Source organism: Isoalcanivorax pacificus W11-5 (assembly GCF_000299335.2).
GTDB lineage: Bacteria > Pseudomonadota > Gammaproteobacteria > Pseudomonadales > Alcanivoracaceae > Isoalcanivorax > Isoalcanivorax pacificus.
Genome location: NZ_CP004387.1, coordinates 2,463,139 through 2,487,683, shown reverse-complemented (window position 1 = coordinate 2,487,683; position 24,545 = coordinate 2,463,139). Strand labels below are relative to the sequence as shown.

Genomic DNA, 24,545 nt, shown 5'->3' with positions numbered 1-24,545 from the left:
GGCGATCAGACTGTGCTGCGTGGTTATGGCCACGCTGCTGTCAGGCAATGCTGCGCTGGCCAGCCTGCTGGGCGCTGGCATGTTTGTGGCGACACCGGAAGTCACGCCGGTGATTTCCCAGGGCTACGTCATGGCCCGCGCCCAGGTGGTCGGCCCCAACGGTGGCCCTATCCTCATCAAGGCCCGCACGCAGGGCAATGCGGTAACGGCCGAAACAACCGAAGTCGAAGAGATCGGCGAGGTCGTGGCGGGTGGCCATCTGGACGGCAGCTACATTCTCTCCGGCGATGAATACCGGGAAGTGCTGTCCCGCTGGGCAACGCTGCGCGCGACACAACCGGAGCTGGCCAGCCGGGCAGAATTTATCACACGGGATATGCTGGCCCAGGGGCTGAAACTCGCCAACGGAGACATCAGTGAGCCGCTGACCTTGCCGACGCACATCCACACGGTGGTGGTACTGGGCGAAGAAGACCGCTTCGGCAAAGATACCCGCCGCCATGTACTGATTGCAGCACCGTTCCTGTTCGACCGGGACACCGCACTGGAAGACAGCGTGTCATCACTGCTCATGGGCGCGGACGGCAACATCATCGACACGGCACAGGGCAGCGGCGTGGGTAGTGGCGATTTCGATGTCGAGGTGTTCACGTATCGGACCGCCTTCTATGCTGAGCCCGGCGCCACGGAACAGTCAGAGCAACGATTGCAGGAGGGCGACGACATCTTCGGCCCGGTGGCCAATGCCACGATTGAACAACTGGGCTGGTACGGCCCCAGCTACGCCCTGACGGGCAGCGATGGCCGCTACAACGTCAATGCGCCCATGCTGTGCATGCGCACCGGCTGGGGCTATTACCTGGTGCCGGGCATCGAGTTCCCGCTGACCCTGACCGTGCCGACGGTGCCCTTCAACCCCAATCGCCTGGGCATCCCGCCTTACTACGAATTGCGCACGGTCTACGCCGCCTGCGGCGATGCGGGCTACCGGCCGAACCGCTTCGATTTCCTAATTGATGTGCTGTGGCTGGTGGGTGAGATGCACCTGGCCAACACCCCCGGTGGCGCGCCGATTCCGGTGGGCGATACGGTGACCTACGAAGGAGAAAACCGGGAAGGCGATCCCACCACACAGGAATGGGATTTCGACGGTGACGGAGAAAACGATACGGTCCTGCTGGCCGATAAAGTGACCGAAACCGATGACGAAACCGGCATGGACTATACCGTTCCGCAGGAAAATGAAGAGGGTGCCTGGCAGGCGGTTTATTTCTCCTCCGGCTCACGCAGCCCGGAGGCAGAGACCCTGGCTGAACGGGTGCCGGACCTGTGGCGTCTTGCCGATCGCAGCCTGGATCAGCGCGCCACCGGGATACTGACCGGCATCAGCGAAGACGCACTGCGCCACACCGATGTCTATATCTTCCGGGAAAGCACCGGCGAATTGCTGGTGGAAGTCAGCGGCCTGCCGGAAGGCCCCTATGCCGGCCGCGCCAGCCGCGTCGAGAACAACCGCTACCTCTGGCACACCCTGCTTCGTGGTGCGGAAAGCCGCCGCAACAGCTACGCCGCCTACGGTCAAAGCGGCATCACCGGCGCGCCGGATGAAGAGAAATTCAGTGCCGAAAGCGAAGAACTGGGGTTCAGCTCCCGCTACCAGGCTCGCGAAGTGGACCTGCCCGCCCCGGGCGAATCCCTGCATATCGTGGCCATCAACCGGGTCACCGGCTACACCGGCAGCCTGCGCTTTGAGCTTGGCCGGCCCGGCGCCGGGGATGGCGCCGCCCGCCAGGAAGTTCCTGAACTGGAATTGCTGCCACCCAACGTCAAAGTCTGGGCTCAACGCCTGACAGAAATCGAAGCCGGGCTGACCCAGGGCGAGGAACGGGAATACCTGATCAGCCACGAGGGCGCGGCCACCAGCAGTGACATCATCGTCGGGCTCTATACCGAATGGCTGGCACCGGATGGCTCACCGATGCCCGCAGCGCTGGGGACCAACCGGGGAGAAGACTACGGCCTGACCGGGCGGCTGGCCAAAGTGGTGGACGGCAATCTCGTGGCAGTGAGTGCCGGGCAGGCGGTGGAGGACAGTACGTCCCTGGATGAAGCACTAACGGCCGGCAGCGCCGGCAGCGCCGGCAACGTGGCGGAGTTCGGTATCGGGCCAGGGCGGCAACTGCAACTGCTCCGGCTGCCGGAATTTGGGCAGGGCAACGAGCATTACTACCTGAACCTGTTCGGCCGCGCTCTGAACAAGGAGGTGTGCAGTCACTGCCAATACGACCAGAGCGGTGCCCACCCGACCCTGGCCGGGCGGCCCAACCACTTCGCGCCGCTGTACGTCCCCCGCTATGACGAAGCCACTACCCTGGCCCTGCGGGCGGAGGCGCGCAAGCTGGCGGAAGAGAATGAAGAAGAAATGGCCGAGATTGATCCGCAGTATGCCTGGGTGGTCAGGCCGGAGTATCGATTCAGTCAGATAGATTTCAAAGTCGATGAGCTGGAAGCGATCAGGACAGATGAAGAGGGCAACGAAGTCAGTCGAAACCTGCTAGACAGCCCTAATCCGGTGATTGCCAGCGGTGATGATCTGATTCGGGCACTCTATGGTCTGGTATTACCGGGCAGTGATCCTCTGGCCGGCTTCGATGGCGAGCGTGAATTTGTTCTGGCCGTAGGAGAAGAGGAAATCACTATCCCCGCCGGGGGAGAGCTGCCAGCCGAGTTGGGCAATCTTGAGCATCTATCATCGCTTGATGCGCAGGACTTCCTCAGTATCAGGCTCTATATGAGTCATGACCCCGAAAATGTGCTGTGGGAATGGGCGTTTTGGCACCTTGCGGTGGGTGTTGAGGAAGATAGTGATTTAGTCAGTAGCCAGGCTGTATATGTTTATGCAGATAATCCAGAGATCAACCTTTATGCAGTCCTGATGGGCTACACAGCGTTACTGGAAGATCAACGTGACAAGGCGCCCCAGTTTATAGAATGGCGAGTTGTTGAAGGGGATGCCCAGCTTAGCCAATCCAGAGTTGTGCTGGATGAACACGGTGCATCACAAGTGACTGTCACGCTTGCGCCGCACACAGATAATAGAGTCCGAGTCGAGGCCCTTCTGGAGGGAGACGATGCATCGACGGTAAGTTCCATGGATTTGGTGGTGATAGCAGGGAAGCCTGCACTGATCGTATCAACTATCACAGGGAGGGCCTATTCAAAGCGAGCCGGCTCTGCGACAGTTGAAGCAATTGTGTACGATCAGTACGGTAACTTGGTTGAGGACGGCTCTCCCATCATGTTTAGGGAGGAGGGTCATATCGACCTGCTTTCTTATCAGGGTTTTACTCAAGATGGCAGAGCCACAGCACTAGTCACGGGTGGCAGTGTCAGCGGTAATTTTGACTTGCAAATTAGTGCCGGTGAGGCCGATTCATCAATTTCGGTCCCGGTTTCGGCCTTGAGCGTCTCGCTGCTTAATACCCCGGGGCAAGCTGTTGCCGGTGAGCGCTATGAGCTTCAGGCAAAAGTGGGCGGTGGCCCTGGTGCTCATGGAGGGATTTTTGTCGATATAGGAAGCTCCGGCGGGACTATTGAGGCGATGGATCCTCAAACCAATGCTGAGGGTGTGGTGAACTTTACCTGGCGGGCGCCAGAAATACCCGGCACGTATCAGATCGCCGCACGTTTGCATCTGAATGACCCTCAGGTCACAACAGTGGCTGTGGAAAGCCGCACGGCCGACTCGGTTGAACAAGATCATTATGTTCTGGTTGACACTGGCGTGGCCGGGAACGCCAGTGTAACCACATTTACAGGGGCCCAGGCGCAGGTCATCTATCCCGTTGATCCTGTTGTCACTCTGCGTGGCACACCGGGAGATGATTACGCAGTCGTATTCGACAGCTACCATCTGCCCAATCGTGAGCCCGTTATTCTGACCAGATTTCAGGATTTTCCTTACGATCAGACACGTACTTACCGTACGACTACCCGTGGAGTTGCATTGGCTTCCTCGCCTTACCCTGGGTTTCAGGCTTTATCCTTCAATACACCAACCGCCGCCGCGCCACATAGTGAGTGGGACCTTCTCGGGTTCGACGGCGTAGCAGTTGCGCAGCCGTCCTACAATTTCTGGATCAACCCTGATGCACCGGGGCGGGTGCTTGATGTCGGTGGGGGGGCATTTGTCCTGGTGCTGGAAGAAGGCCGCCTCGATCTGAAGGCAAAAATTGGCGATGAGTCGGTTGTTTTGCAAGGCCCGTCAATTCAGATGGGGCAATGGCAGTCGGTCAGTGCGGGTTACCGTGATGGCGAGCTTTATGTCGCGGTTGACGCCGAGATATTGAGCGTGGTCGTAGCCGGTGCTTTGAGAAACCCAGTGGAGGAAGACGCCCGCTGGCTTACTCTTGGTAGTGGGTTTGGCGGCAAGATTGCCGGCTTTCGTCTCTATGACTGGGAAAGCCCGGCTTTGTTGGCATTGCAATCGCCTCAAGGTACATACAACAGTGAAGGTATTGCTCACGTTTCTTTGTCAGCAACGTCTTACCTGCAACAGAACCCGATTCAGTTGCCCTCCGTATCTGTTGGCCTGCGAACAGACAATGACATCCATATTCATCATAATGTACTGAGCAGATCCGTTTATGATCGGCTGGCTGCCACATATGCGGGTGTTCTCGATGAGAACATAGTAGCCCCGAGTCAGTTGGCCAGTATGTTGCCTATGGAATCACTCTTTCCAGACCCTCGTGTTGCAGTGACTCAACTTGCACATAGGTTTTCGTCCGAGTCGGCTTATAACAATGCCCGAGAGAATGTGGCCGGTGCCATTGCATGGCTATCCTTCTCACCGAGGTATCAATCACTGCAGTCCAACACTGAGTTGATGCAGAGCTATTTCGCCACTCACAATGATGGCGATTTGGCAATCTATGCATTGGATTATCTACAGCAAGCGGTGCTTCAGGCTAACCAGGGAGAGGAACTTCTCTTGCAGGCTCTGGTGACAGGGTTGGTGGTCTGGAGTGAACTTGAGGAAGTCCGGCCTGATCTGGCAGAAATCGTGGGTCAGGCCATCAGTAATCGCAGAGATTTCTGGACCTGGATCCGTGTTTTATCGCTGCCTGCCAATGGCTGGGCTACCGAAGGCATTCCCATGCCGCGTTACGACGTTACCTGCGACCAGGTACCGGCTACCGTCAATGTGGGTACACCTCTGGCCTGGAATCCGACGCCTTGCCGGGCCACGGGCTGGCAGATGGCTGCATTCCTGGATGAGTTTCTGGCCGTTGATCAGGATATCTACCAAGAGCCGGAATTGCTGAGTGTGTACGTCATTACCTTGCTGTCAGGCCTGAAGACGGCACCCACTGAGCTCAAGAAACTCTTTCCTAATATGGTGCCGACTGGCGTGGGTGCAAACGAGTGGCAGTTCTCGCTCTTGCCGCAGGCGCATGCTGCTGGACCACTGGTGTATGGTCTTCGCGCTTTGATGGTGGTACTGAGGCAGGCTGTCCGCAAGGCGGGGGGCGCGGCACCGGCAAATTTCATTGCCTTTATGCAGGGAGGAACCACTTCAAGAGTGACGCCAGCGGAGATGTTGCCTGCAGTGGCATACTTGATGTCGCGCCTAGAGATGGCTGATTGCGATAGCTGCGCTAAACTGGAACCACAAGTGAGTGAAACTGTTCAAGCTGACATCGCAGCCTGGTTTGTTGGTATGGGCTTGGCAGTAAATGGTGAAATTGAAGATGAGAATGAACGGGATCGTAAGTGCACGATAACAAACCGCACGCATGGTAAGGCGTTCGAAATTCTAGTGACGGGAGCTTACCATGCCCTCTACGAATTTGGCGGCGCTCTGGGAATAGAAAATCCCGATCAGTATGAGATACTTTATTCAGACCCCCGCTCCGGTGAAAACAAGATAAAGGTGGCTATGATGAAGGAGAACCGTCGGGGAGAATTGGTTCGTCATGGTCATCCTTTCTACAGGAAGCCTGACTTGGTACTCGCTGGCGAAGGTAATCAGAAGAGATACTGGATCGAAGTCAAGTCTTGGATGTATAGAAATCCGAGTCGGTTTACCCATTGGGATGGGCGGCAGACCCGTGGTCTGGATTTCCGTCAAGCCGCACATCGCCAACATTTCTACGACTTTGTCGCTTCGCGTGATGCGCTCAGGGAAGATTATTGGGATGTGGAGTATAAAAACGATCCAGACATGCAGATCAAGCCAGCCCGCCACCGATTGTGGTTCCAGATGTGGAAAGCGGAGCGCCGTACCTGGAGGAAGCTGAAAAAGACACCAAACGGCCGTTATCGTTTGTCCGAAGAAACAGAAACCAAGAACGTTGCAACTCCCTGGATTGATGCACCGAGCCCTCTGCAGCCATTGGGCGCTACCGATGACCGGCTTGGACGCTTTGCTGAACTGCAGGAGTTTATATTGCAGCGCCCTTTGAATATTGATGCTGTAGCGTTCAAGCACTCCACCGGGATGAATGCAGAGGAATATCGCCGCTATATACTACGCCAATCTGGTCAAGGGCTTGCCAAGTGGCGGGATAGCACAGTGGCGCCCTTTAGCTTGGGTACCTTCTTTGCTATTGAGGCGGGTGATGCCGGTAGAGATTTGACGAAGCGCCTGATGGATGAGTTGGGTGGTAATGATTTTGCTGATTTGCAAAAGGCGTTAAGTGACGGGGAGTTTTCGCAAGAGCAGATTGAGGAATTCCGCGTTCTTATCGGTGACCAGATAGACGAGCTGCTGGGGCCGCTGGAATATCTATTTTTCGAGATTCCCCTTATATCCAGGGCGGAAAATGCTGCGGCAGACTGGGTGCTGGGCGAGGAGGTCGAGGCGCTACAGGAGTGGGTGGCTGATGTGTCCTTGCCCACCTGGCTCATGGAAAACCTATGTGAGGTACAATAATGTCGTTGAGTGAAGCACACAAAGAAGCATGTGCCCGTATTCGTTACCTGTGGCGTACTGACGATCCAGCCTGGATGGAGCAACGGAAGGCTGATTTCAGGGTTTTGTCGAAGGCTGTATGGTCAGGCGCCTCCGCTAAAGAGAAGGCGCAGATAAAGCGGTATTTTTTGAAAGGAGAAATTGATTCATACATGCCGCCAAGAACGAAGTTTATCTCTACGCCATATGACTCTCCAGATATATGCAAATGGCATTTTGATTCTGAGTGTTTTAGTGCGATGGGAAGGTTGGCGGTTCTAGGTGGTTTTATTGGATGTTATGACAGTTTCTATCGTGGGGTATTCTGGTTTGAGCAGCATTCAGAATCATTTATTAATGGTGTCATGTGTCATTGGGATGATTTTCTATCAGGCAATTATCCCGAAAAAATTCACAGAGAGTGGTCGCATGTGATGTGGTGTCGTACTTTCATTTCTCTATCAATTGATTTTTTGAAAGGAGATAGAGATTCGGCACTTATTTGCAGATTGTTTGACTTCTTTATTCGTGCGTTTGAAACTCCTCCAAATATGAAATGGGAATCGAAAAGAGTTACTGTGCCTGCTATGTTTTCAGTAATTGATGAGATTCCGTTGTCCGATATGTCTCCGGATGCCCGGCAGCTTGCTGAACTAATGGGTCATAGAAAGGATGATATTTTGAGATTGTGGAATTTATATTACAGTAACGATGATTAATGACGCCCCGGTTTCTGGCATGTCTTTGTCTGCCTGGCGGCATGCAGAATTATCTAATGATAAAAGGAATTATATGTTGAGGATTTTTGGTGCGTATTAAATGTATGATGTACGCTGATGATTTCTATTTATGATTTCTAAAGTGGCTTTGTTTTACCCTGATGGTAAAGTTATGAGATTTCCTTGTTTGATAAAGCACGAGAAGATATTGCAATATTCGTTGTCAGAGATCAGATAGATGTTGTTGCAGTGGTTGGCTGCTACGTCCTTGTCTGCCAGGTTCGTCAAGAAAATGTCTGGTCTGAGTATGGTCAAAATGAGAGGGTTAAAATCACTGAGGATTTGGACGTTTAAGTATGATAAATGAATGATTGATGCATGAATTTTTATTGAGGAGCTGACGGATGTCGCTTAGATTACATGTTTTGATCCAATGTCCCGATGACAACTCAGCAAGAATGCTGGCTGATTATCTTCTCGAGGATACGCGCCCTCTTCTGGACGATGATGTGGAACCTGGTTATGAAGCTCTCTATTCTTCAATTGAAGAGCTGGCGTACCCTGATGAGGTTGAGGCCGATGGAACTCAGGTTATGGCATGCTGGGATGGCAATGATGAAATACAGTTCTCATCCTTGCGTCCGTTGTTGAAAATCGACGGCTTTACCCTCGTGTTGGGTTATGAATTCCCCGACTATGCAGATCATGAAGATGGTGGTTATTTTTGGATTTATAAAGATGGTAGGTTTGTAGACCTTCCTCAACGTACTCCGCCGTCTGGTCTGGATAAAGATACTGTTGAAAGGGTGTTCAAGGGGCTGTGGAGAGTATAGTGTACAGTGATGGTTATTGCCCGCATGACTGGGTGTTCAGAGTCACCGGATTAGCCAATCAGTGAAGGCTGGTCAGTTGCATTGAGTGAGCGCGATACTCTCGGTGATGTCTGCGTAAACCGCGCTTTTCAATCCCAGCTAATCACCACCCGCCGATTTCCCCATTCCCTGGCCGCCTCCAGGTCCTCCCCAAAATAAATATCAATCTTCCTTTCCCACCGCCGGTGCATCTTGTCCAGCACCAGGTATTCCCCCGGCAGCCCCTCGATCCGCACCACACTGCGGTGGTTCAGAATGCCGGACTCCAGCAGGTCACGGGAAACGGCAATGGCCTTCATGCCGGGCTTGAGGTGGTCGCCCCAGGCGCCGATGGACGGGTTGCCCATGCCCTGGCCGGGCAGGGAATTGTAGGCAGAGGCACGCACGGTCATCTCACGCGGCTGGGAGGCCAGCGCCAGGCCGGGGAGGGCGAGCGTGAGCAGCAATGTCAGCAGGGCGTGGCGCATAGACTGTGGTTCGTGGGTTGACCGGCGCAGTCTGCCAGCAGCCCCGGGCCGCCGGCAAGGGCCGGAAGGGTCAGAGTTCGGCGCGCAGGGCGGGGTCGAACAGCAGCATGCCGGCCAGGATCACGGCGAACAGGGCGATGATCATCAGGATGCTGATGCCGAAGGCTTTCCAGTTGGATTCAAAGCGTCCGCCGGCGGTGTCGTGCTGGGCGAGCGCCGGGCCCTGAAGGCTGCGGGCCAGGTGGACCATGATCAGGATCTGCGGCACCACGAATACGGCGGAGGGAATGTTCTCCGGAAGCAGCAGGCCCGCCGCGATGACGGCGCCGGTGGCCAGCAGGGCGCCGCCGAAGTAGTGCAGCATGGCGTTGGGGCGGCCCAGGCGCTTGCCGTTCAGGGCCAGCAGCAGGCCGCCGGCGGCGAAGCCGGCCAGCAGGGTAGCCAGCCCAATGCCGGAAATCCTGTATAGCGCGGTATCGGCAGCGGGGGCGCCCTGTGCGGGTTGCAGCTCGGCTTCGGGAGCCTGATAGGGGGAAGCATCCATTCACGTGTCCTGAAGATGAGGGTCAGTGATGGCGCTGAGGGTAATGGCTCTGGCGGGAGGATGACACGACGGAGTGCTCACTCCGGTAAAACAGCACCGCCCCGGGCTGGCCGGGGCGGTGGTCCTGGTTACAGGGTCAGGACGTACTGTGTCAGGTCCATGACATCGCCGGCGCTGGCGGCGCACCAGGGGTGTGGCGCGGCCGGCAGGCCGATGGGGCCATCGGTGCCCATTTCATCCGGGCCATATTCGGCACGCATTTTCTGATAATCCCAATAGTAGTGTTCGTCGTCCCAGGCCACTTCGACGAAGTACTTGTGGCGCTCGATGAAGCGGTTGCGCTGGGTGGACGGGTCATTGCTGCTGTATTCCACGTTCTTGTAGATGCGGAACACGTCACCCTTGCGATTCACGTCTGGCCAGGGGGTTGGCTGGTCCGGCGTGCCCGGAGCGGGGCGCACGGGCGCGTGCAGGGTGTAGTACTGGTTGTACAGCGCAGTGCCTTCGGTGCAGCGGTCCGGGTGCACCAGATCTTCCACATTGCGCACATGACCGTCGCTCAAGAGGCCGCGGGACTGGGTCCAGTAGACGTCGCGCAGGAAGTTGACGCGGATCGACTGCTGGTCTTTCTGGTAGATGGTCGGGGCGAAGAAGCGGCCCACTTCATCCAGGCGGAACATTTTCTCGTTGGTGTGCGAGCCCAGGGCATCGGTATGGCAGCTGCCGCAGTCGCGATCAAAGGCGGTCTTGCCGGTGTTCACGGCACTGACCACGCCGGGGAAGGACTGCCAGCCGGCCTGGACGAAGGCGCCTTCGCTCAGGCCCGGGTTGCCGGTCTGGGCCGCCAGGCGCCCGGTGGATTGCAGCCAGCGGTACAGGCCTGCGTTGCGCAGATCATCGTCGTCCTGGTCCAGCACGGTCATGTAGGCGGTCAGGGCTTTCAATGAGGGGGCGCCCATGGAGCCCATGGCGCCGTCCGGCTCTTCGGAATGAATGTAGGAGCCTTCGAAGCCGACGTAGGACTCGGTGTGCGACAACGAGCGGCGGATCGGCATGTAGTAGCTCACGTTTGGAATGGCGATGGGTGAGAACTGGTAGTCGTTGTCTGTCTCGCTGCCTTCGTCGGAACCGCGAATCAGGTTGTGTTCACCGGTGCCGGCGGGCATGTAGTAGACCAGCGTGGTGCGGTCGATGTTTTTCGAGTCCGGGTCGGAGGGCGGGCCGGGTTCGGCGCGCACGATGCCATCGAAGGTGGCGGTGGTGGCTTCGTTCTTGTCACCGAGAATAGTCCACTTCATGGTCCATTCCGGGTTCGGCAGGCCGGGGAAGACTTTCGTGACTGCCTGCCCGGGTGCCTGTTCATAGGTAATGCGATAGCCGTGGCAGGAGGCGCAGTTGAAGCCGATCCATTCGCCACGTCCGGTGTAGGGGTGGCTGGATTGTGCGTAACGGTAGCCTACCCAGCCGGAGTCCCTGGTGTTGCCTTTCATGAACTGCGGTTCGATGGTCAGCCAGCCGGGAATCGGGTTCGGTTGCGGATACGGATCAAAATAGACGTCGTTGATTGCTTCGGGCGGCACTTCGCCGGCCACCGTCGGGTGGGCACCGAACAGTAGCGCCGGGTCGGCCGGCAGGCGGGTGATCGGGTCGGTGGTCTGGTAGTTGAAGATTTTGGTCCAGTCCAGGTTGCGTACCTTGTGCGCCAGCCCGATGTTGTAGTCGTAGGCCCAGAAAATGGCGCGGCCCTGGGCGACCAGGTTGTCAAAGTCCGGGTTGCTCACTGTCACATTGATCGGTGTGATGGCCTTCACTTCGTCGGAAAGCACTGACACCACGTCGCAGGTGTGGATAAAACTGTCATCGGTGATGCGCTTGGTCTGTGCATCAATGATGTTGTGCGCCTGGCCCGGCCGCAGCAGGGATTCGTTGTAGCCGATGCGCTTTTGCACTTGCAGTTTCAACGGACCGCCGCTGACGTGTACTGGCACCCGGAACACGACCTGGGTGTTGGTCCAGCTGATGACGTCCTTGTCCCAGGTGGAATGGGTTTCCGGAATTTCGAAGTTGACCTGTGCGTTGAGGTCGAGCTTCTGCTTGTACATTTTCAGATCGGTTTCCAGCACGCGGCTGTTGCCAATCATGAGTTTGGTGAAATCAACATCCGGACCATTACCCAGGCCGGTGCCATTGAGGGTGACCACATCGCCGGGTGAAAGCGTTGGCGCTGCACCGGGCAGTGTGGCGCTCCAGGCCAGGGCGCCATTGATCAGCAGGGTGTCGACCACAGGTTGCGGAAACGAAACGGCGGAAGCCGCTCGCGCCAGTTCGCGGGTGCTGTCGAAATCGCAGAGTTCTTCCTGATGCGGGAAATCCCCCACGGTGTCGCCGATGCACCCCGACATCAGGGGGATGAACAGGCAGGTCAGCCAAAGTGTGCGCGCCGTCATTGTTATGCTCCTTTACAGGCGTCTCTCGGGTGGTCATAACATTGGCACACAAGTACCGTTCAGGGCGCCCTCCTTAAGTAGGGGCGCAGGGGTAACAGGCGGCGCGCCAATGTATGCGCGCTCACACAAAAAGACGGCACGGGCATCGCAAGCTACGGAAAAGGCATGAAGCAAGGCATGAAGCGGCACCTGTTCAGATAAAAAAATGGCAAAACACCATCATCGCACACAGTCCGGCGGGCGTTTCTGGATCGAACGGCCTGCGCTGCTCGACCGTCTGGACCAGGCGGCCGCGTACACGCTGACGTTATTGCCGGCGCCGGCCGGCTCGGGCAAATCCACGTTGCTGCAACAATGGCGGGTGGCGCGTTCGCAATGGCAGATTGCCAGCCTTTCACTGACGCGGCGCGATGCAGACCCGGTGAGTTTTTTTTCGCGGCTGGACGCGGCCATCCGGGAAGTGGTGCCGGAATTTGAAGGCCTGTCCTATAACGATCTCAGTGCCGAGGCTGCGTTGCCGGCAGCGGCACTGGTGGATGCCTTGCTGCAGGCGCTGGCAGGGGTGACGGCGCCCTTTTTCCTGATGATCGATGAATTCCAGTTCGCCGATGACGCGCTGATCCACGCTGTGCTGTCCGGTGTATTGCAGGCCTCACCCGCGTCGCTGCATTGGGTCATCGCCTGCCGTGGCCAGCCGCAACTGGCGTTGAGCCGCCTGCAACTGGAAGACCGCGTGCAGGTCATCGACCGCACGGAGATGTGTTTCAGTGCGGCGGAGCTGGATGTGTTGTGCGCGCACTATTGCCCCGGGCTGGCGCCCGTGGAGCGGCAGCGGTTGCTGTCGCTGACCGAAGGCTGGGCGGCTGGCATCAAGCTGGCGTTGCTGGCGCAGGCGCCGGCTGGGCCGCTGCGGTTTTCCGACCAGCCGGCGCTGCTGGATTATTTTGCCGAGGTGGTGATCCATGATCTGCCTCCGGCAGTACATCGTTTTTTACTGCACACGGCAGCACTGGAGCGTTTTTGCGAACCGTTGTGTGATGCGCTGCTGGACGGACCGGGCAGTAGCGCACCGGTGCTGTCCTATCTGCAATCGCGCGAGCTGTTTCTGCACCCGGTCGAGGACCACCCAGGCTGGATGCGCTACCACACGCTGTTCCAGGAGTTTCTGCTGGCGCGCTTGCAGACCAGTGCGCCGGACACGCTTGACCAGCTGCATCGCCGGGCGGCCTGTTGGTGGCGTGACCATGCGGAGGAAGAGAGTGCGTTGCAGCATGCGCGCCAGGTGGCGGCTCCGCATTTTTTCGAACAGATGCTCACGCAGTGCTGCTATCTGTGGCACCAGCGCGGTGACTACACACGCATCATGCACTGGCTGCTGGCGTTGCCGGAAGCGCAGGTGGTGCCGAATACGGATCTGTGCGGCCCGTTGATCGGTGCGTTGATTCTGTCGCGGCGTTTCAATCAGGCGCGCTACTACATTGACGCCTCGCTGGCGGTGCCGCCGGCCGAGCGCCAGGGGCGCTTTGCGGAAGCCTGGACGCCGGCCTTTCTGGAAAGCATGTTGCTGTTTTTCCAGCGCGACTGTCATTTTCGTATCGATGATGATCAGGCAGTATTGCTCGCCTCCACCGGGCAGCATGATGTGCGTGCTTTTTCGCTGGCGATCATTGCTTACCATTATCTGTTGCATGCGGAATTCGACACGGCGTTGCATTACGCCCAGCGCGCAAAGGATATTCTCTCGCGGCTCGGCTACCGTTACCTGGAAAGCTACGCCGACCTGATCCTGGTGCTGTGCGACCGCAATCGTGGCCGTATGCTGCACGCCACCCAGTCGGTGCATGAGATGTTCCGGCGCTACCAGCCTGATGCGCCGGGCCCGGCCTGGGTCAATGCCGCCACGGCGATGATGGTGTTGCATTACGAGATGAGCCAGCTTGACCAGGCCCGTCATCTTGGTGACAGCCTGTTGCCCAGGGTCAGTTCCTCCTGCGCCACCGAGGTGATTGCGGCGGCGTATCTGAATATGAGCCGGTTGTTCGATCTGGCTGGCCAGCCGGGCCGGGCGCAACGGCTGTTGCAGCATCTGGAACGGATTCTCACGCTGGGGAATTACGACCGTTTTGTCAGCCAGCTTGTGCACGAAAAAATGCGTCAGGCCTTCGCCGCCGGCGATCACCATCGCATGGAGCAGGTGATGACGGAATATCGCCTGCTGCCCCGTTTGCTGGCCGGCGAATGGCAGGCCGCCGGGACCTATGATGAAAACCGCGAACGGGCCGGCATGGGCGTGGTGCTGTGGCTGTGGTCGCGGCAGGATTATGACCGTGCCGACGGTGTGCTCGCGGCCATTGCCGGCATGTTGCGCCGGCAGGGCGCCAATGCCAGGGCGCTGGTGGCCGATGCCTGCCGGGTGGCGGGCACCTGGCGTCGGGGGCGGCCTGCTGCCGCGCGACAGCAGTTGAAAGCGCTGATAGCACGTTATGGCCTGGAAGCGCTGAATCGTACTGCTTTTGATGAAGCACCGGGCCTGGCGCTGGTGGTCGCGGAGGCGCACCGGCTTGGCGAGGTGACCCTGCCGGATATCTACCTGCAGATGTTCGCCTCGCTGTTGCCGTCCACTCAGATGCCGGTGGCTGCACCCGTGACTGCCGCGCTCACGGCCCGCGAGGCGGAGATCCTGACGCTGCTGCGTGATGGCCTGTCCAACCGCGAGATCAGTGAAACCTCCGGTGTGGCAGTGACGACGATCAAATGGCACATGAAGAATATTTTCGCCAAGCTCGGAGTCAGCAGCCGTGCCGAGGCCATTGTCTGGCTGGCCCGGCATGGACAGCCCTGATACGTTGCCTGGGTGCGTTGCGTTGGTGCGCGAATTGATCCGTTGTGGTGCGGTGCGCCATTTTCGGGCCTGAAGCAGGCGGATTTACGCAGTGGTTGTTGGCATGGTGGTTGCTGAGGTCCTCAGGCAGGAGACGATGTCGAGGGCAGGACCTGATGATCAAGGTGACTACACCGCCCGCAGGCGGGTTTGACGAGATGTTTGGCGCACCCGGCAAGGTGCGGGAACAATATGCCGCCTACTGGCGCTGGCTCGAAGGGGTGTCGATGGACACCATCGAGCGCAAGCGCAAGGAAGCGGATCTGCTTTTTCACCGGGTCGGGATTACCTTCAATGTGTACGGCGCCGAGGAGGGCACCGAACGGCTGATCCCGTTCGACAGCCTGCCGCGCATCATCCCGGCGGCCGAGTGGCAGGCGCTGGAGCAGGGCATCCTGCAACGGGTCGAGGCGCTGAACCTGTTTCTGCACGATATCTATCACGACCAGGCGATCCTGAAATCCGGCCGCATTCCGGCGGATCAGGTATTTGCCAATGCCCAGTACCAGCCCTGCATGCAGGGGCTGGACCTGCCAAACGCCATCTATGCGCATATCGCAGGTGTCGATCTGATCCGCAACAACGACGGCGATTATTATGTGCTGGAGGACAACCTGCGCACGCCGTCGGGGGTCTCCTACATGATCGAAAACCGCCGCATGCTGATGCGGCTGTACCCGGAATTGTTTGCGAAGCATCGCGTGGCGCCGGTGGACCATTATCCGGCACTGCTGCACGAAATGCTGGCGCAGAGTTGCCATGTCGCAAGCCCGTGCGTAGTGGTGCTGACACCCGGCCGCTACAACAGTGCCTATTTCGAACATGCCTTCCTCGCCCGGCAGATGGGCGTGGAGCTGGTGGAAGGTGCTGACCTGTTCACCAAGGGGGGCTTCGTCTACATGCGCACGACCGCCGGCCCGCAGCGGGTGGATGTGATCTATCGCCGTATTGATGACGCCTACCTGGACCCGCTGGCGTTCGAGCCGGATTCCATGCTTGGTGTGCCGGGCCTGATGTCTGCCTACCGTGAAGGCAATGTGGTGCTGGCCAATGCGGTCGGTACCGGTGTGGCGGATGACAAGTCGATTTACCCCTATGTGCCGGACATGATCCGCTTTTACCTCGGCCAGGAACCGATCCTGAAAAACGTACCCACCTGGCAGTGTCGCAAGGCAGATGATCTTGGCCACGTGCTCGACAACCTGCATGAGCTGGTGGTGAAGGAAGTCCATGGCGCCGGTGGCTACGGCATGCTGATCGGCCCGGCCAGTACGCGCGAGCAGATCGAGCAGTTCCGCAAGCAACTGGTGGCGTATCCGGAGAACTACATTGCGCAACCGACGCTGTCGCTGTCCAGTTGCCCGGTCTTCGTCGAGGAGGGCATCGCGCCACGGCATATCGACCTGCGGCCGTTCGTCCTCAGTGGCCGCGAGGTGCGTCTGGTGCCGGGCGGGCTGACCCGTGTGGCCATGAAAGAAGGCTCGCTGGTGGTGAACTCGTCGCAGGGCGGTGGCACCAAGGACACCTGGGTACTGGAGGCGCCGTCATGCTGAGCCGGACCGCATCGGAACTGTACTGGATGTCGCGGCACCTGGAGCGCGCGGAGAATATCGCCCGGATGCTCGACGTGGCCTGGAACCTGTCACTGATCCCGTTTTCGGAAACGGTGAACGAGGAAGTCGCCGCGCCCCTGAAAATCACCGGCAGCCTGGAACGCTATATCGAGAAATACGATACGGTGCAGGTCAACAATGTGCTGCACTTTTTCGCTCTGGATGAAGACAACCCCGGCAGCATTTACTGCTGCATCCGCCAGGCACGCGAAAACGCCCATGCGGTGCGTGGCAAGATCACCAGTGAAATCTGGGAGAGCATCAACACCACCTGGATCGAGCTGCAGAACATCCGTCGCTACGGCCTGATCGCCATGGGCGCCAGCGCTTTCCTGGACTGGGTGAAGGAGCGCTCGCACCTGTTTCGGGGTGCTACCTACGGCACCATCATTCGCAACGATGCGTTCCGTTTTATCCGCATCGGTACCTTTATCGAACGCGCCGACAACACCGCCCGGATTCTGGATGTGAAGCACCAGATACAGGGGCCGAAGGGCAATAGCGCGGTGGATTATTACCGCTGGAATGCCCTGTTGCGGTCGGTCGGTGCGTTTGAGGCGTATCGTGAACTGTACAGTGACCGCATTACCCATGAGCACGTGGCAGAGATGCTGATCCTGCGTGCGGAAGTGCCACGCTCGTTGCGCTCCTGCATGGAAATGCTGTGTGAACTGTTGCCGTCGGTGGAAGGCGACTCCGGCCTGGACGCCAAGCGCCTGGCGGCGGTGTTGTACGCGCGCCTGCAGTACGGCGATATCGACCACGTCTTTGCCATCGGCCTGCACGAATACCTGACCGATTTTCTCCGCCGTGTGAATGAACTGGCCGACACCATCCAGTCGGCTTACCTTGAAGTCATATGAGGCTGGAGGTCTTATGAGACTGTCCATCGAACACCTGACGACCTACCGCTATGACGAACTGGCGCGCCACAGTACGCAGTACGTGCGCCTGACACCGAAAAGCTCGGCACGCCAGCGTGTGCTCGACTGGCAACTGGACATGCCCGCTGCGCCGCTGATCAGCACGGACGGTTTTGGCAATATTCTGCACGTGCTGACGCTGGACGAGCCGCACCGTTCCATTTCCATTCGCGCGCACGGCGAGGTGGACGTGCTGGACGAGGACATGGAGGACGAGGACGATAGCCTGTCGCCGCTGGTACACAGCCGCTTCACGCGGCTGACCCGGCCGAGCGCGGCACTGACGGAGTTCGCCCACCAGTGCATCCGTCAGCCGGGGCGGGCCGGGATGGAAAAACTGATGGTCGAAGTGCTCTCGCACATGCCCTACACGCCCGGCAGCACCCACGCGGGCAGCACCGCCGGTGAGGCGTTCGCGCTCGGGCAGGGCGTCTGCCAGGATCACACCCACGTGTTCCTGGCCTGCGCGCGGCTGCTGGGCCTGCCGGCCCGTTATGTCAGCGGCTATCTCTACAGCCAGGACGAAGGGCATGTGGCCAGCCATGCCTGGGCCGAGGTCTGGCTGGACGATGGCTGGCACACCTTCGACATCACCAACCAGCAATGCCAGCCACGCAATCACCTGAAGCTGGCGGTGGGCATGGACTATCTGGATGCCTGCCCGGTGCGTGGCGTACGCTATGGCGGCGGCCCCGAGTCCCTGCACGCGGTGGCCACCGTGGAGCGGCTCGACGAGCCGCAACAATAGCCTTCGGAGCACACGACAGATGACCTATTGCGTCGCCATGCGCCTGGAACAGGGCATGATTTTTGCGGCGGATTCCCGCACCAATGCCGGCGTTGACCACATTGCCACCTTCCGCAAACTGCATCGCTTCGAGGTCGACGGTGAACGGCTGGTGGTGATCATGAGCGCCGGTAACCTGGCCACCACGCAGAGTGTGCTGAGCCTGTTGCGCCAGCGCGCCCGTGACGCTGCGCCGAAGCACATTCTCAATGTGCCGAGCCTGTACGACATCGCCGAGTTGGTCGGGGGCATCCTGCGCGAGGTAATTGATCGTGATGCCGGCCAGCGGCAGAGCGGGGTGGATTTTGGCAGCAGCTTCCTGGTCGGCGGGCAGATCCGGGGGGAGGCGCCAAGGCTGTTCCACGTCTACCCGGCGGGTAATTTCATCGAGGCCACGGTGGATACGCCGTATTTCCAGATCGGCGAGAGCAAATACGGCAAGCCGATCATCGACCGGGTGGTGGATTTCCGCCTGCCGCTGGAGCAGGCGATGAAATGCGCGCTGATCTCGTTTGACTCCACCATCCGCTCGAACCTGTCGGTGGGGCTGCCGCTGGACGCCATGCTCTACGACGCGGACAGCTTTGACGGCAGCCGCCACTACAATATCGACGAGCACCACGCCTTCTACCGTGAACTGCGTGAAGCCTGGTCCGACGGCCTGCGCGACACCTTCCGCTCGCTACCGCCCCTGCGTCTGTAAAACCTGACGCCGGCCCCCCCCCGGCGTCCTCTCAATCCACTGGCGGAGGTGGGGCGTATCCCCTAAAGTGCGAGGCAGCCATCGTCAATTTCCGGTACTGCAGGGAGTGCCATGACCAATGTGATTCTGGTGGTCGAAGACCGCCGAGACTGGGCCGCCTATTACCCCGCCAAACACCTGATGACCGCGCAGGAATACCTGGACAGCAGCACCGTCTTCCCCAGTGGACGGGTACAGGTGATCAACCTCTGCCGTAATTACCGTTACCTCAGCCCGGGCTACTACTGCTCCCTGCTGGCGGAAGCCCGTGGTCATCGGGGGCTGCCGTCGGTGCGTACGGTCAACGACCTGTCGCGCAAGGCGCTGTACGGGCTGCACTTCGAATCCTTCGAGGCGGCGCTGGACAAGGCGATGAAAAAGCGCCGCCAGGATGGTGACCAGCTCACCATCAAGATCTATTTCGGCCAGACCGAGCATGCCGGCCTGACTGAACTGGCGCGGCAGATCTTCGACCAGTTGCCGTGCCCGATCCTGCAACTGACATTCCGCCGCCGTGAAAGCTGGACGGTGGAGTCGGTGCGCCCGATCGGCCTGCATCAGCTCAAGGGCAAGGAAGAAGACGCCTTCGCCGCGGCGCTGGAGGCCTTCAACGCCCGCGTCTGGCGCAAGGCCGGCAGCCGCCGCAAGTTCCGCTATGACCTGGCCATGCTGGTGAACCCGGACGAAAAACTGCCGCCGAGCGACAAGGGCGCACTGCGTCAGTTCGTGCGTGCGGGCGCGGGCCTGGGTATCAATGTCGAGTTGATCGGCCGCGAGGATTATCCGCGCCTGGCGGAGTACGACGCGCTGTTCATCCGCGAGACCACGGCGCTGGACCACCACACCTATCAGTTTGCCCGCAAGGCCGAGCAGGAGGGCATGGTGGTGATCGACGACCCCGGCTCGATCCTGCGCTGCACCAACAAGATCTACTTCGCCGAACTGATGCAGGGCAACAAAGTACCGGTGCCGAAGACCCGCTTTCTGTTCCGGGGTGGCAGGCACGATGTGCAGGCGATGGTCGAGGACCTCGGCCTGCCGGTGGTGCTGAAGATTCCCGACGGCAGTTTCTCGCGTGGTATCAGCAAGGCGGACAGTGCCGAGGCGCTGGAGACGGCGCTGGTGGAATACTTCAAGCAGAGTGCGGTGGTGCTGGCGCAGGAGTTCATGTACACGGACTACGACTGGCGCATCGGCGTGCTCAACAACCGGCCGCTGTTTGCCTGCCAGTACTTCATGAGCAAGGGCCATTGGCAGATCTACAACCATGCCGGCGGCAAGACGCTCTCCGGCGGTTCGCGCACGCTGCCTGTGCAGGAGGTGCCGTCCAAGGTATTGCGCACGGCACTCAAGGCCGCCCGCCTGATGGGCAACGGCCTGTACGGCGTGGACATGAAACAGTCCGGTGATCGTGTCGTGGTGGTGGAAGTGAACGACAACCCGAACGTGGACAGCGGGGTCGAGGACGCCTGGCTGGGCGAGGACCTGTACCGGCAGGTCATGCTGGAGTTCTTGCGGCGCATGGAAGCTCGCCGGCTCGGGTTGGCGGTGTGACAGGACGATAGCGGCGAGCTGCGAGTTGCTGGCGTTATGGCTCGCAATTCGTAGCCCGCCCCTCACAAACCTTTTTACACCCCTCCTCCGCCAGTGGGTCGCGGGGTACCCGGTGCGCTGCTAGACTGCGGCGCATGAAAGCCGTACTCGTTTCCGTCGTCGCGCTGTTCATGAGCCTTGCGTTGCTGGTCAGCGGCAGTGCCATGCTCGGTACCCTGGTGGCCCTGCGCCTGGATATGGAAGGCGTGCCCAAGCTGCTGCTCGGTGTGGTGATGGCCTTCTATTCCACCGGTTTCGTGCTGGGCGCCATCTATGGTGTCGGCGTGATTCGCAAGGTGGGTCACATTCGTGCCTTTGCCGTGTTCGCGGCGCTGGCCTGCGCCACCACCCTGGCGCACCCGCTGTTTGTCAGTGCCCCGGCGTGGGCGCTGATGCGCCTGGTGGTCGGCTTCTGCCTGGCCGGCCTGATGACTGTCACCGAAAGCTGGATCAACGACCGCGCCACCAATGATTCCCGTGGCAAGCTGCTCGGGGTCTACACCATTAACTTCTATATGGCGTCCGCAGCGGGCCAGATACTGGTTGGCTTTGGCAATCCGATGGAATTCGTGGCCTATACCGTGGTGGCGATGCTGATCGTGTTGTCGCTGGTGCCGCTGTCACTGACCCAGAGCCTGATCCCCACGCCACCGTCCTCGACGGAATCCATGGGCTGGCGCCGGCTGGCCCGGCAGGCGCCGGCCGGGACCACCGGCGCGCTGGCGTCCGGCATTGCACTCGGTGCCTTCGCCGCACTGGCGCCGGTGTATGCCCTGCAGGCCGGGAGGGACGTTTCCGAGGTTGCCTGGTATATGGCGTTCAGCGTGTTCTGCGCGGTGCTGTTGCAGTGGCCGGCGGGCTGGCTGTCAGATCGCTGGGGCCGGCTGCCAGTGCTGACCGCGTTGCTGTTCACCGGGGCGCTGGCGGCAGTCGGGACGGCGCTGCTTGGCACAGCCTCGGTGATCGCGCTGTTCGGGCTGTCGGGTGCCCTGTATGCGCTGGCCACCGGCATGTACCCGGTCAGCGTGGCGCTGGCCAATGACCAGTTGCCGAATGATCAACTGGTGGCCGCCTGCGCCGGCATGCTGCGCACCTACGGTGTGGGCACCATGATCGGCCCGTTGCTGGGGGCGGCGTTGATGGGGGTGTTCGGTGACCCGGCATTGTTTGTGTTCATTGGCCTGTCACTGTTGCTGGCGGGGATAGCGGTGCAGTACCTGTTCCGTGTCAGCGACGCGGTGCCGCTGGAAGAGCAGGGCGAATATGTCACCCTGGGCCCGATTTCCACGCCGGTGCTGATGGAGCTGGACCCGCGTAACGAGGAATTCGAGGAACATCATCCGGGTGAGCCGGCGGAATGGGATCTGGCGGACAAACTGGAAATGATGGTGATTGACCCGGAGCAGATCGAGCCGCTGCCGGACGACGACGTCACCGGGCCGGACCCCGAACACAAATAACGAGGGGCATCGCGGGTTAGGGTGATGATGTAGGGTCGGACGTCGGACGTCGGACGCCAGAAGCCAGAAGCCAGAAGCGCTTGGTATCCGATGCGGGAGCACTGCCCTGCTGCGTTGCGGCGTGATCCTGTTCAGGGCCGACCGCCCCGAAGAGCGTGAAGCCCAACAGACAACACCACTTCTTCATGGGCAGAATCGTTTGTTTCGGGTTTGGCGTCCGACGTCCGACGTCCGACGTCCGACGTCCGACGCCCGCCCCGCTCCTCACGCGTATTCGCCGTTCAGATAACGAATGATCTCCTGCGACTCGAACATCTCCACGCCCGTGTTCGGATCAATCAGATAAGGCACTGCCACACGGCCGGCGCGCGCAAGCAACTCCACGCGATTGCGCTGCGTCGGCCGGTAATCCGGTGCAATACGGTCGCGTATCGCCGGCAGCGCCCAGTCCATTGCCTGCGTGCGGCCGGTCTGGCGCAGGACGTAGGGGATTTCCAGCTCCGTCAGCAGTTCACGCACCGGGCGCGCAAACGGGCTGGCCTCGAAGCTGAACAGTTCCAGCGGCTCCTGTGGCATGCGGGCCTCGCGGGCGCGCAGGCCCCGGCCACGGCGCAGCACCGAGGCGCCGAGTGAGCCGGCGGTGTGGACGGATTTGGTCAGCCACTGGCGCGGTGCCGGGCGGTCGCCGTAGGTGGCATAGAGATAGGCGATGATGTCGGCGGATTCATACAGCGCTTCGTCGGTGTTCGGGTCCATCAGGAACGGGAACTGCTGTACGCCACCGAGTTTTTCCACCAGCGGGCGGAACCGGGTGCCGCCCTTCGGGCAGGGGTAGATCATCGCGTCCAGGTCCAGGTCCGTCAGTGCTTCGCGCACCAGGCGGCAGAACGGGCAGCCCTCCATGTCATACAGTTCCAGCAGCTCTTCCGGCTGGCGTGCGGCGGCACGGGACTGCACGCCACGGCCCTGCTCGCTCAGGGTGGCCAGCATCGAGGTACTGAAATCGAGCACTGCGCTCATAGACAATCTCTCCTGTGGTGTGTCTGCCCGGCACATTAGGCCGCTCCCGGCGACCGGTCAACGCCTGCCAGCCTATTGGCCCGGGCGGGCCGGCAGGTACGCAGGTGCCTGGTTTTGCGAGGTTTTTTTCACGCTGAGCGGATTAGCCAATCTGATCAGCGCGGTTGAGCACTCCTGTCATTGTCCGGCTCCCCGGGCTGATGCAAGGTAGTGGCCCTCAACCGGCGAACTCGCCGTGCGACCGACATCATCCTGCTGAGACGAAGGCGAAAGGACCCTCTCCATGACCGAAGCCTATATTTACGACGCGATTCGCACCCCCCGTGGCCGGGGCAAGAAAGACGGCTCCCTGCACACGGTGAAGCCGCTGGACCTGACCGTGGGCCTGGTCCACGAGCTGCAGGCCCGTTTCCCGAACATGGACCCGAACCGGATCGACGACATCCTGCTCGGCGTCGTGACCCCGGTCGGTGACCAGGGCGCCTGTATCGCCAAGACCACCGCGCTGGCCGCCGGCCTGCCGGACACCGTGGCCGGTTACCAGCTCAACCGCTTCTGCGCCTCGGGCCTGGAAGCCGTGAACACCGGCGCGCAGAAAGTCGCTTCCGGCTGGGATGACCTGGTGCTGGTCGGTGGTGTGGAATCCATGAGCCGCATTCCGATGGGCTCTGACGGCGGTGCCTGGGCCATGGACCCGGTGACCAACTACCGCACCGGCTTTGTGCCGCAGGGCATTGGCGCCGACCTGATCGCCACCATCGAAGGCTTTTCCCGTGAAGACGTGGACACCTTCGCCGCCGAATCCCAGCGCCGCGCGGCGGAAGCCTGGGAAAAAGGCTACTTTGCGAAATCCGTGGTTCCGGTAAAAGACCAGAACGGTGTCGTGGTACTCGACCGTGACGAGCACGTCCGCGCCGGCACCACTGCGGAATCCCTCGGCAAGCTGCAACCCTCGTTCGCCATGATGGGCGAGATGGGGGGCTTCGATGCCGTGGCGCTGCAGAAATACCACTGGATCGAAAAGATCGACCACGTACACCACGCCGGCAACTCCTCCGGCATCGTTGACGGCGCCGCGCTGGTGATGATCGGCAACGAAAAAGTGGGCAAGGATTTCGGCATCACGCCGCGTGCCCGCGTGGTCGCCACCGCCATCAGCGGTGCCGACGCCACCATCATGCTCACCGGGCCGGCCCCGGCGGCGAAAAAGGCCCTGGCGAAAGCCGGCCTGACCGCCGAGCAGATCGACCTGTACGAAATCAACGAAGCGTTTGCCTCCGTGGCCATGCGTTTCATGAAAGACCTCAACCTGCCGGCGGAAAAAGTCAACGTGAACGGCGGTTCGATTGCCATGGGCCACCCGCTCGGCGCCACCGGCGCCATGATCCTGGGCACCGTGCTGGACGAGCTGGAGCGCCGCAACCTGCGCTACGGCCTGTGCACCCTGTGCGTGGGCGGCGGCATGGGTATCGCCACCATCATCGAGCGTTTGTAAAAAGCCGCGTTGAACGAATCCGGAGAA

Annotated in this window: 15 protein-coding genes; 11 read left to right on the top strand and 4 right to left on the bottom strand. The window is 60.0% G+C overall.

Features of this window, described 5'->3' with window-relative positions; genetic code table 11:
* The first annotated feature begins 25 nt into the window (after positions 1-25).
* From S7S_RS11220 to S7S_RS11215, 3 genes are all read left to right on the top strand, one after another.
* Positions 26-6,937, top strand: a complete 6,912-nt coding sequence (locus tag S7S_RS11220; protein WP_035204642.1) for a hypothetical protein — start codon at positions 26-28, stop codon at positions 6,935-6,937.
* Positions 6,937-7,674 (top strand): hypothetical protein, encoded by a 738-nt coding sequence (locus tag S7S_RS19615; protein WP_144401649.1) that lies wholly within the window; start codon positions 6,937-6,939, stop codon positions 7,672-7,674. The genes S7S_RS11220 and S7S_RS19615 overlap by 1 nt, the downstream gene beginning before the upstream one ends.
* 404 nt (positions 7,675-8,078) lie before the next feature.
* Positions 8,079-8,507, top strand: coding sequence for a hypothetical protein (locus S7S_RS11215; protein WP_008737148.1), 429 nt, complete (start codon positions 8,079-8,081; stop codon positions 8,505-8,507).
* A 128-nt stretch (positions 8,508-8,635) separates the two neighbouring features.
* Here S7S_RS11215 and S7S_RS11210 read toward each other — a convergent pair whose 3' ends face one another.
* The 3 genes from S7S_RS11210 to S7S_RS11200 form a co-directional block, all read right to left on the bottom strand.
* The gene (locus S7S_RS11210) at positions 8,636-9,013 is read right to left on the bottom strand and encodes a 3D domain-containing protein (RefSeq protein WP_008737150.1); all 378 of its coding nucleotides are present in this window, start codon (positions 9,011-9,013) and stop codon (positions 8,636-8,638) included.
* A gap of 70 nt (positions 9,014-9,083) precedes the next feature.
* Positions 9,084-9,557 (bottom strand): hypothetical protein, encoded by a 474-nt coding sequence (locus S7S_RS11205; RefSeq protein ID WP_008737152.1) that lies wholly within the window; start codon positions 9,555-9,557, stop codon positions 9,084-9,086.
* 128 nt (positions 9,558-9,685) lie between these two features.
* Complete coding sequence (locus S7S_RS11200) at positions 9,686-12,004, bottom strand: hypothetical protein (RefSeq protein ID WP_008737154.1); 2,319 nt, start codon at positions 12,002-12,004, stop codon at positions 9,686-9,688.
* 205 nt (positions 12,005-12,209) lie between these two features.
* On the opposite strand from S7S_RS11200, the gene S7S_RS11195 reads away from it, so the two are divergent.
* The 7 genes from S7S_RS11195 to S7S_RS11165 all read left to right on the top strand — a co-directional run bounded on the left by S7S_RS11195 (position 12,210) and on the right by S7S_RS11165 (position 22,003).
* The gene (locus S7S_RS11195) at positions 12,210-14,846 is read left to right on the top strand and encodes a winged helix-turn-helix domain-containing protein (RefSeq protein WP_008737155.1); all 2,637 of its coding nucleotides are present in this window, start codon (positions 12,210-12,212) and stop codon (positions 14,844-14,846) included.
* Positions 14,847-15,001: 155 nt separating this feature from the next.
* The gene (locus S7S_RS11190) at positions 15,002-16,438 is read left to right on the top strand and encodes a circularly permuted type 2 ATP-grasp protein (protein ID WP_008737157.1); all 1,437 of its coding nucleotides are present in this window, start codon (positions 15,002-15,004) and stop codon (positions 16,436-16,438) included.
* Positions 16,432-17,361 (top strand): alpha-E domain-containing protein, encoded by a 930-nt coding sequence (locus tag S7S_RS11185; RefSeq protein WP_008737160.1) that lies wholly within the window; start codon positions 16,432-16,434, stop codon positions 17,359-17,361. Before S7S_RS11190 ends, S7S_RS11185 begins: the two co-directional genes overlap by 7 nt.
* Before the next feature lie 13 nt (positions 17,362-17,374).
* Positions 17,375-18,169, top strand: a complete 795-nt coding sequence (locus S7S_RS11180) for a transglutaminase family protein (RefSeq protein WP_041025983.1) — start codon at positions 17,375-17,377, stop codon at positions 18,167-18,169.
* A gap of 19 nt (positions 18,170-18,188) precedes the next feature.
* On the top strand, positions 18,189-18,911 hold the full coding sequence (locus S7S_RS11175) for a proteasome-type protease (RefSeq protein WP_008737164.1): 723 nt from the start codon (positions 18,189-18,191) through the stop codon (positions 18,909-18,911).
* Between the two features lie 111 nt (positions 18,912-19,022).
* On the top strand, positions 19,023-20,504 hold the full coding sequence (locus S7S_RS11170; RefSeq protein WP_008737166.1) for a RimK family alpha-L-glutamate ligase: 1,482 nt from the start codon (positions 19,023-19,025) through the stop codon (positions 20,502-20,504).
* Between the two features lie 134 nt (positions 20,505-20,638).
* Positions 20,639-22,003 (top strand): MFS transporter, encoded by a 1,365-nt coding sequence (locus S7S_RS11165; protein ID WP_008737168.1) that lies wholly within the window; start codon positions 20,639-20,641, stop codon positions 22,001-22,003.
* A gap of 264 nt (positions 22,004-22,267) precedes the next feature.
* On the opposite strand, the gene S7S_RS11160 is transcribed toward S7S_RS11165, so the two are convergent.
* Positions 22,268-23,023, bottom strand: coding sequence for a glutathione S-transferase N-terminal domain-containing protein (locus tag S7S_RS11160; protein ID WP_008737170.1), 756 nt, complete (start codon positions 23,021-23,023; stop codon positions 22,268-22,270).
* 283 nt (positions 23,024-23,306) lie between these two features.
* Here S7S_RS11160 and S7S_RS11155 point away from each other — a divergent pair, with 283 nt between their 5' ends.
* On the top strand, positions 23,307-24,518 hold the full coding sequence (locus tag S7S_RS11155; RefSeq protein WP_008737173.1) for an acetyl-CoA C-acetyltransferase: 1,212 nt from the start codon (positions 23,307-23,309) through the stop codon (positions 24,516-24,518).
* The last annotated feature ends 27 nt before the right edge of the window (positions 24,519-24,545 follow it).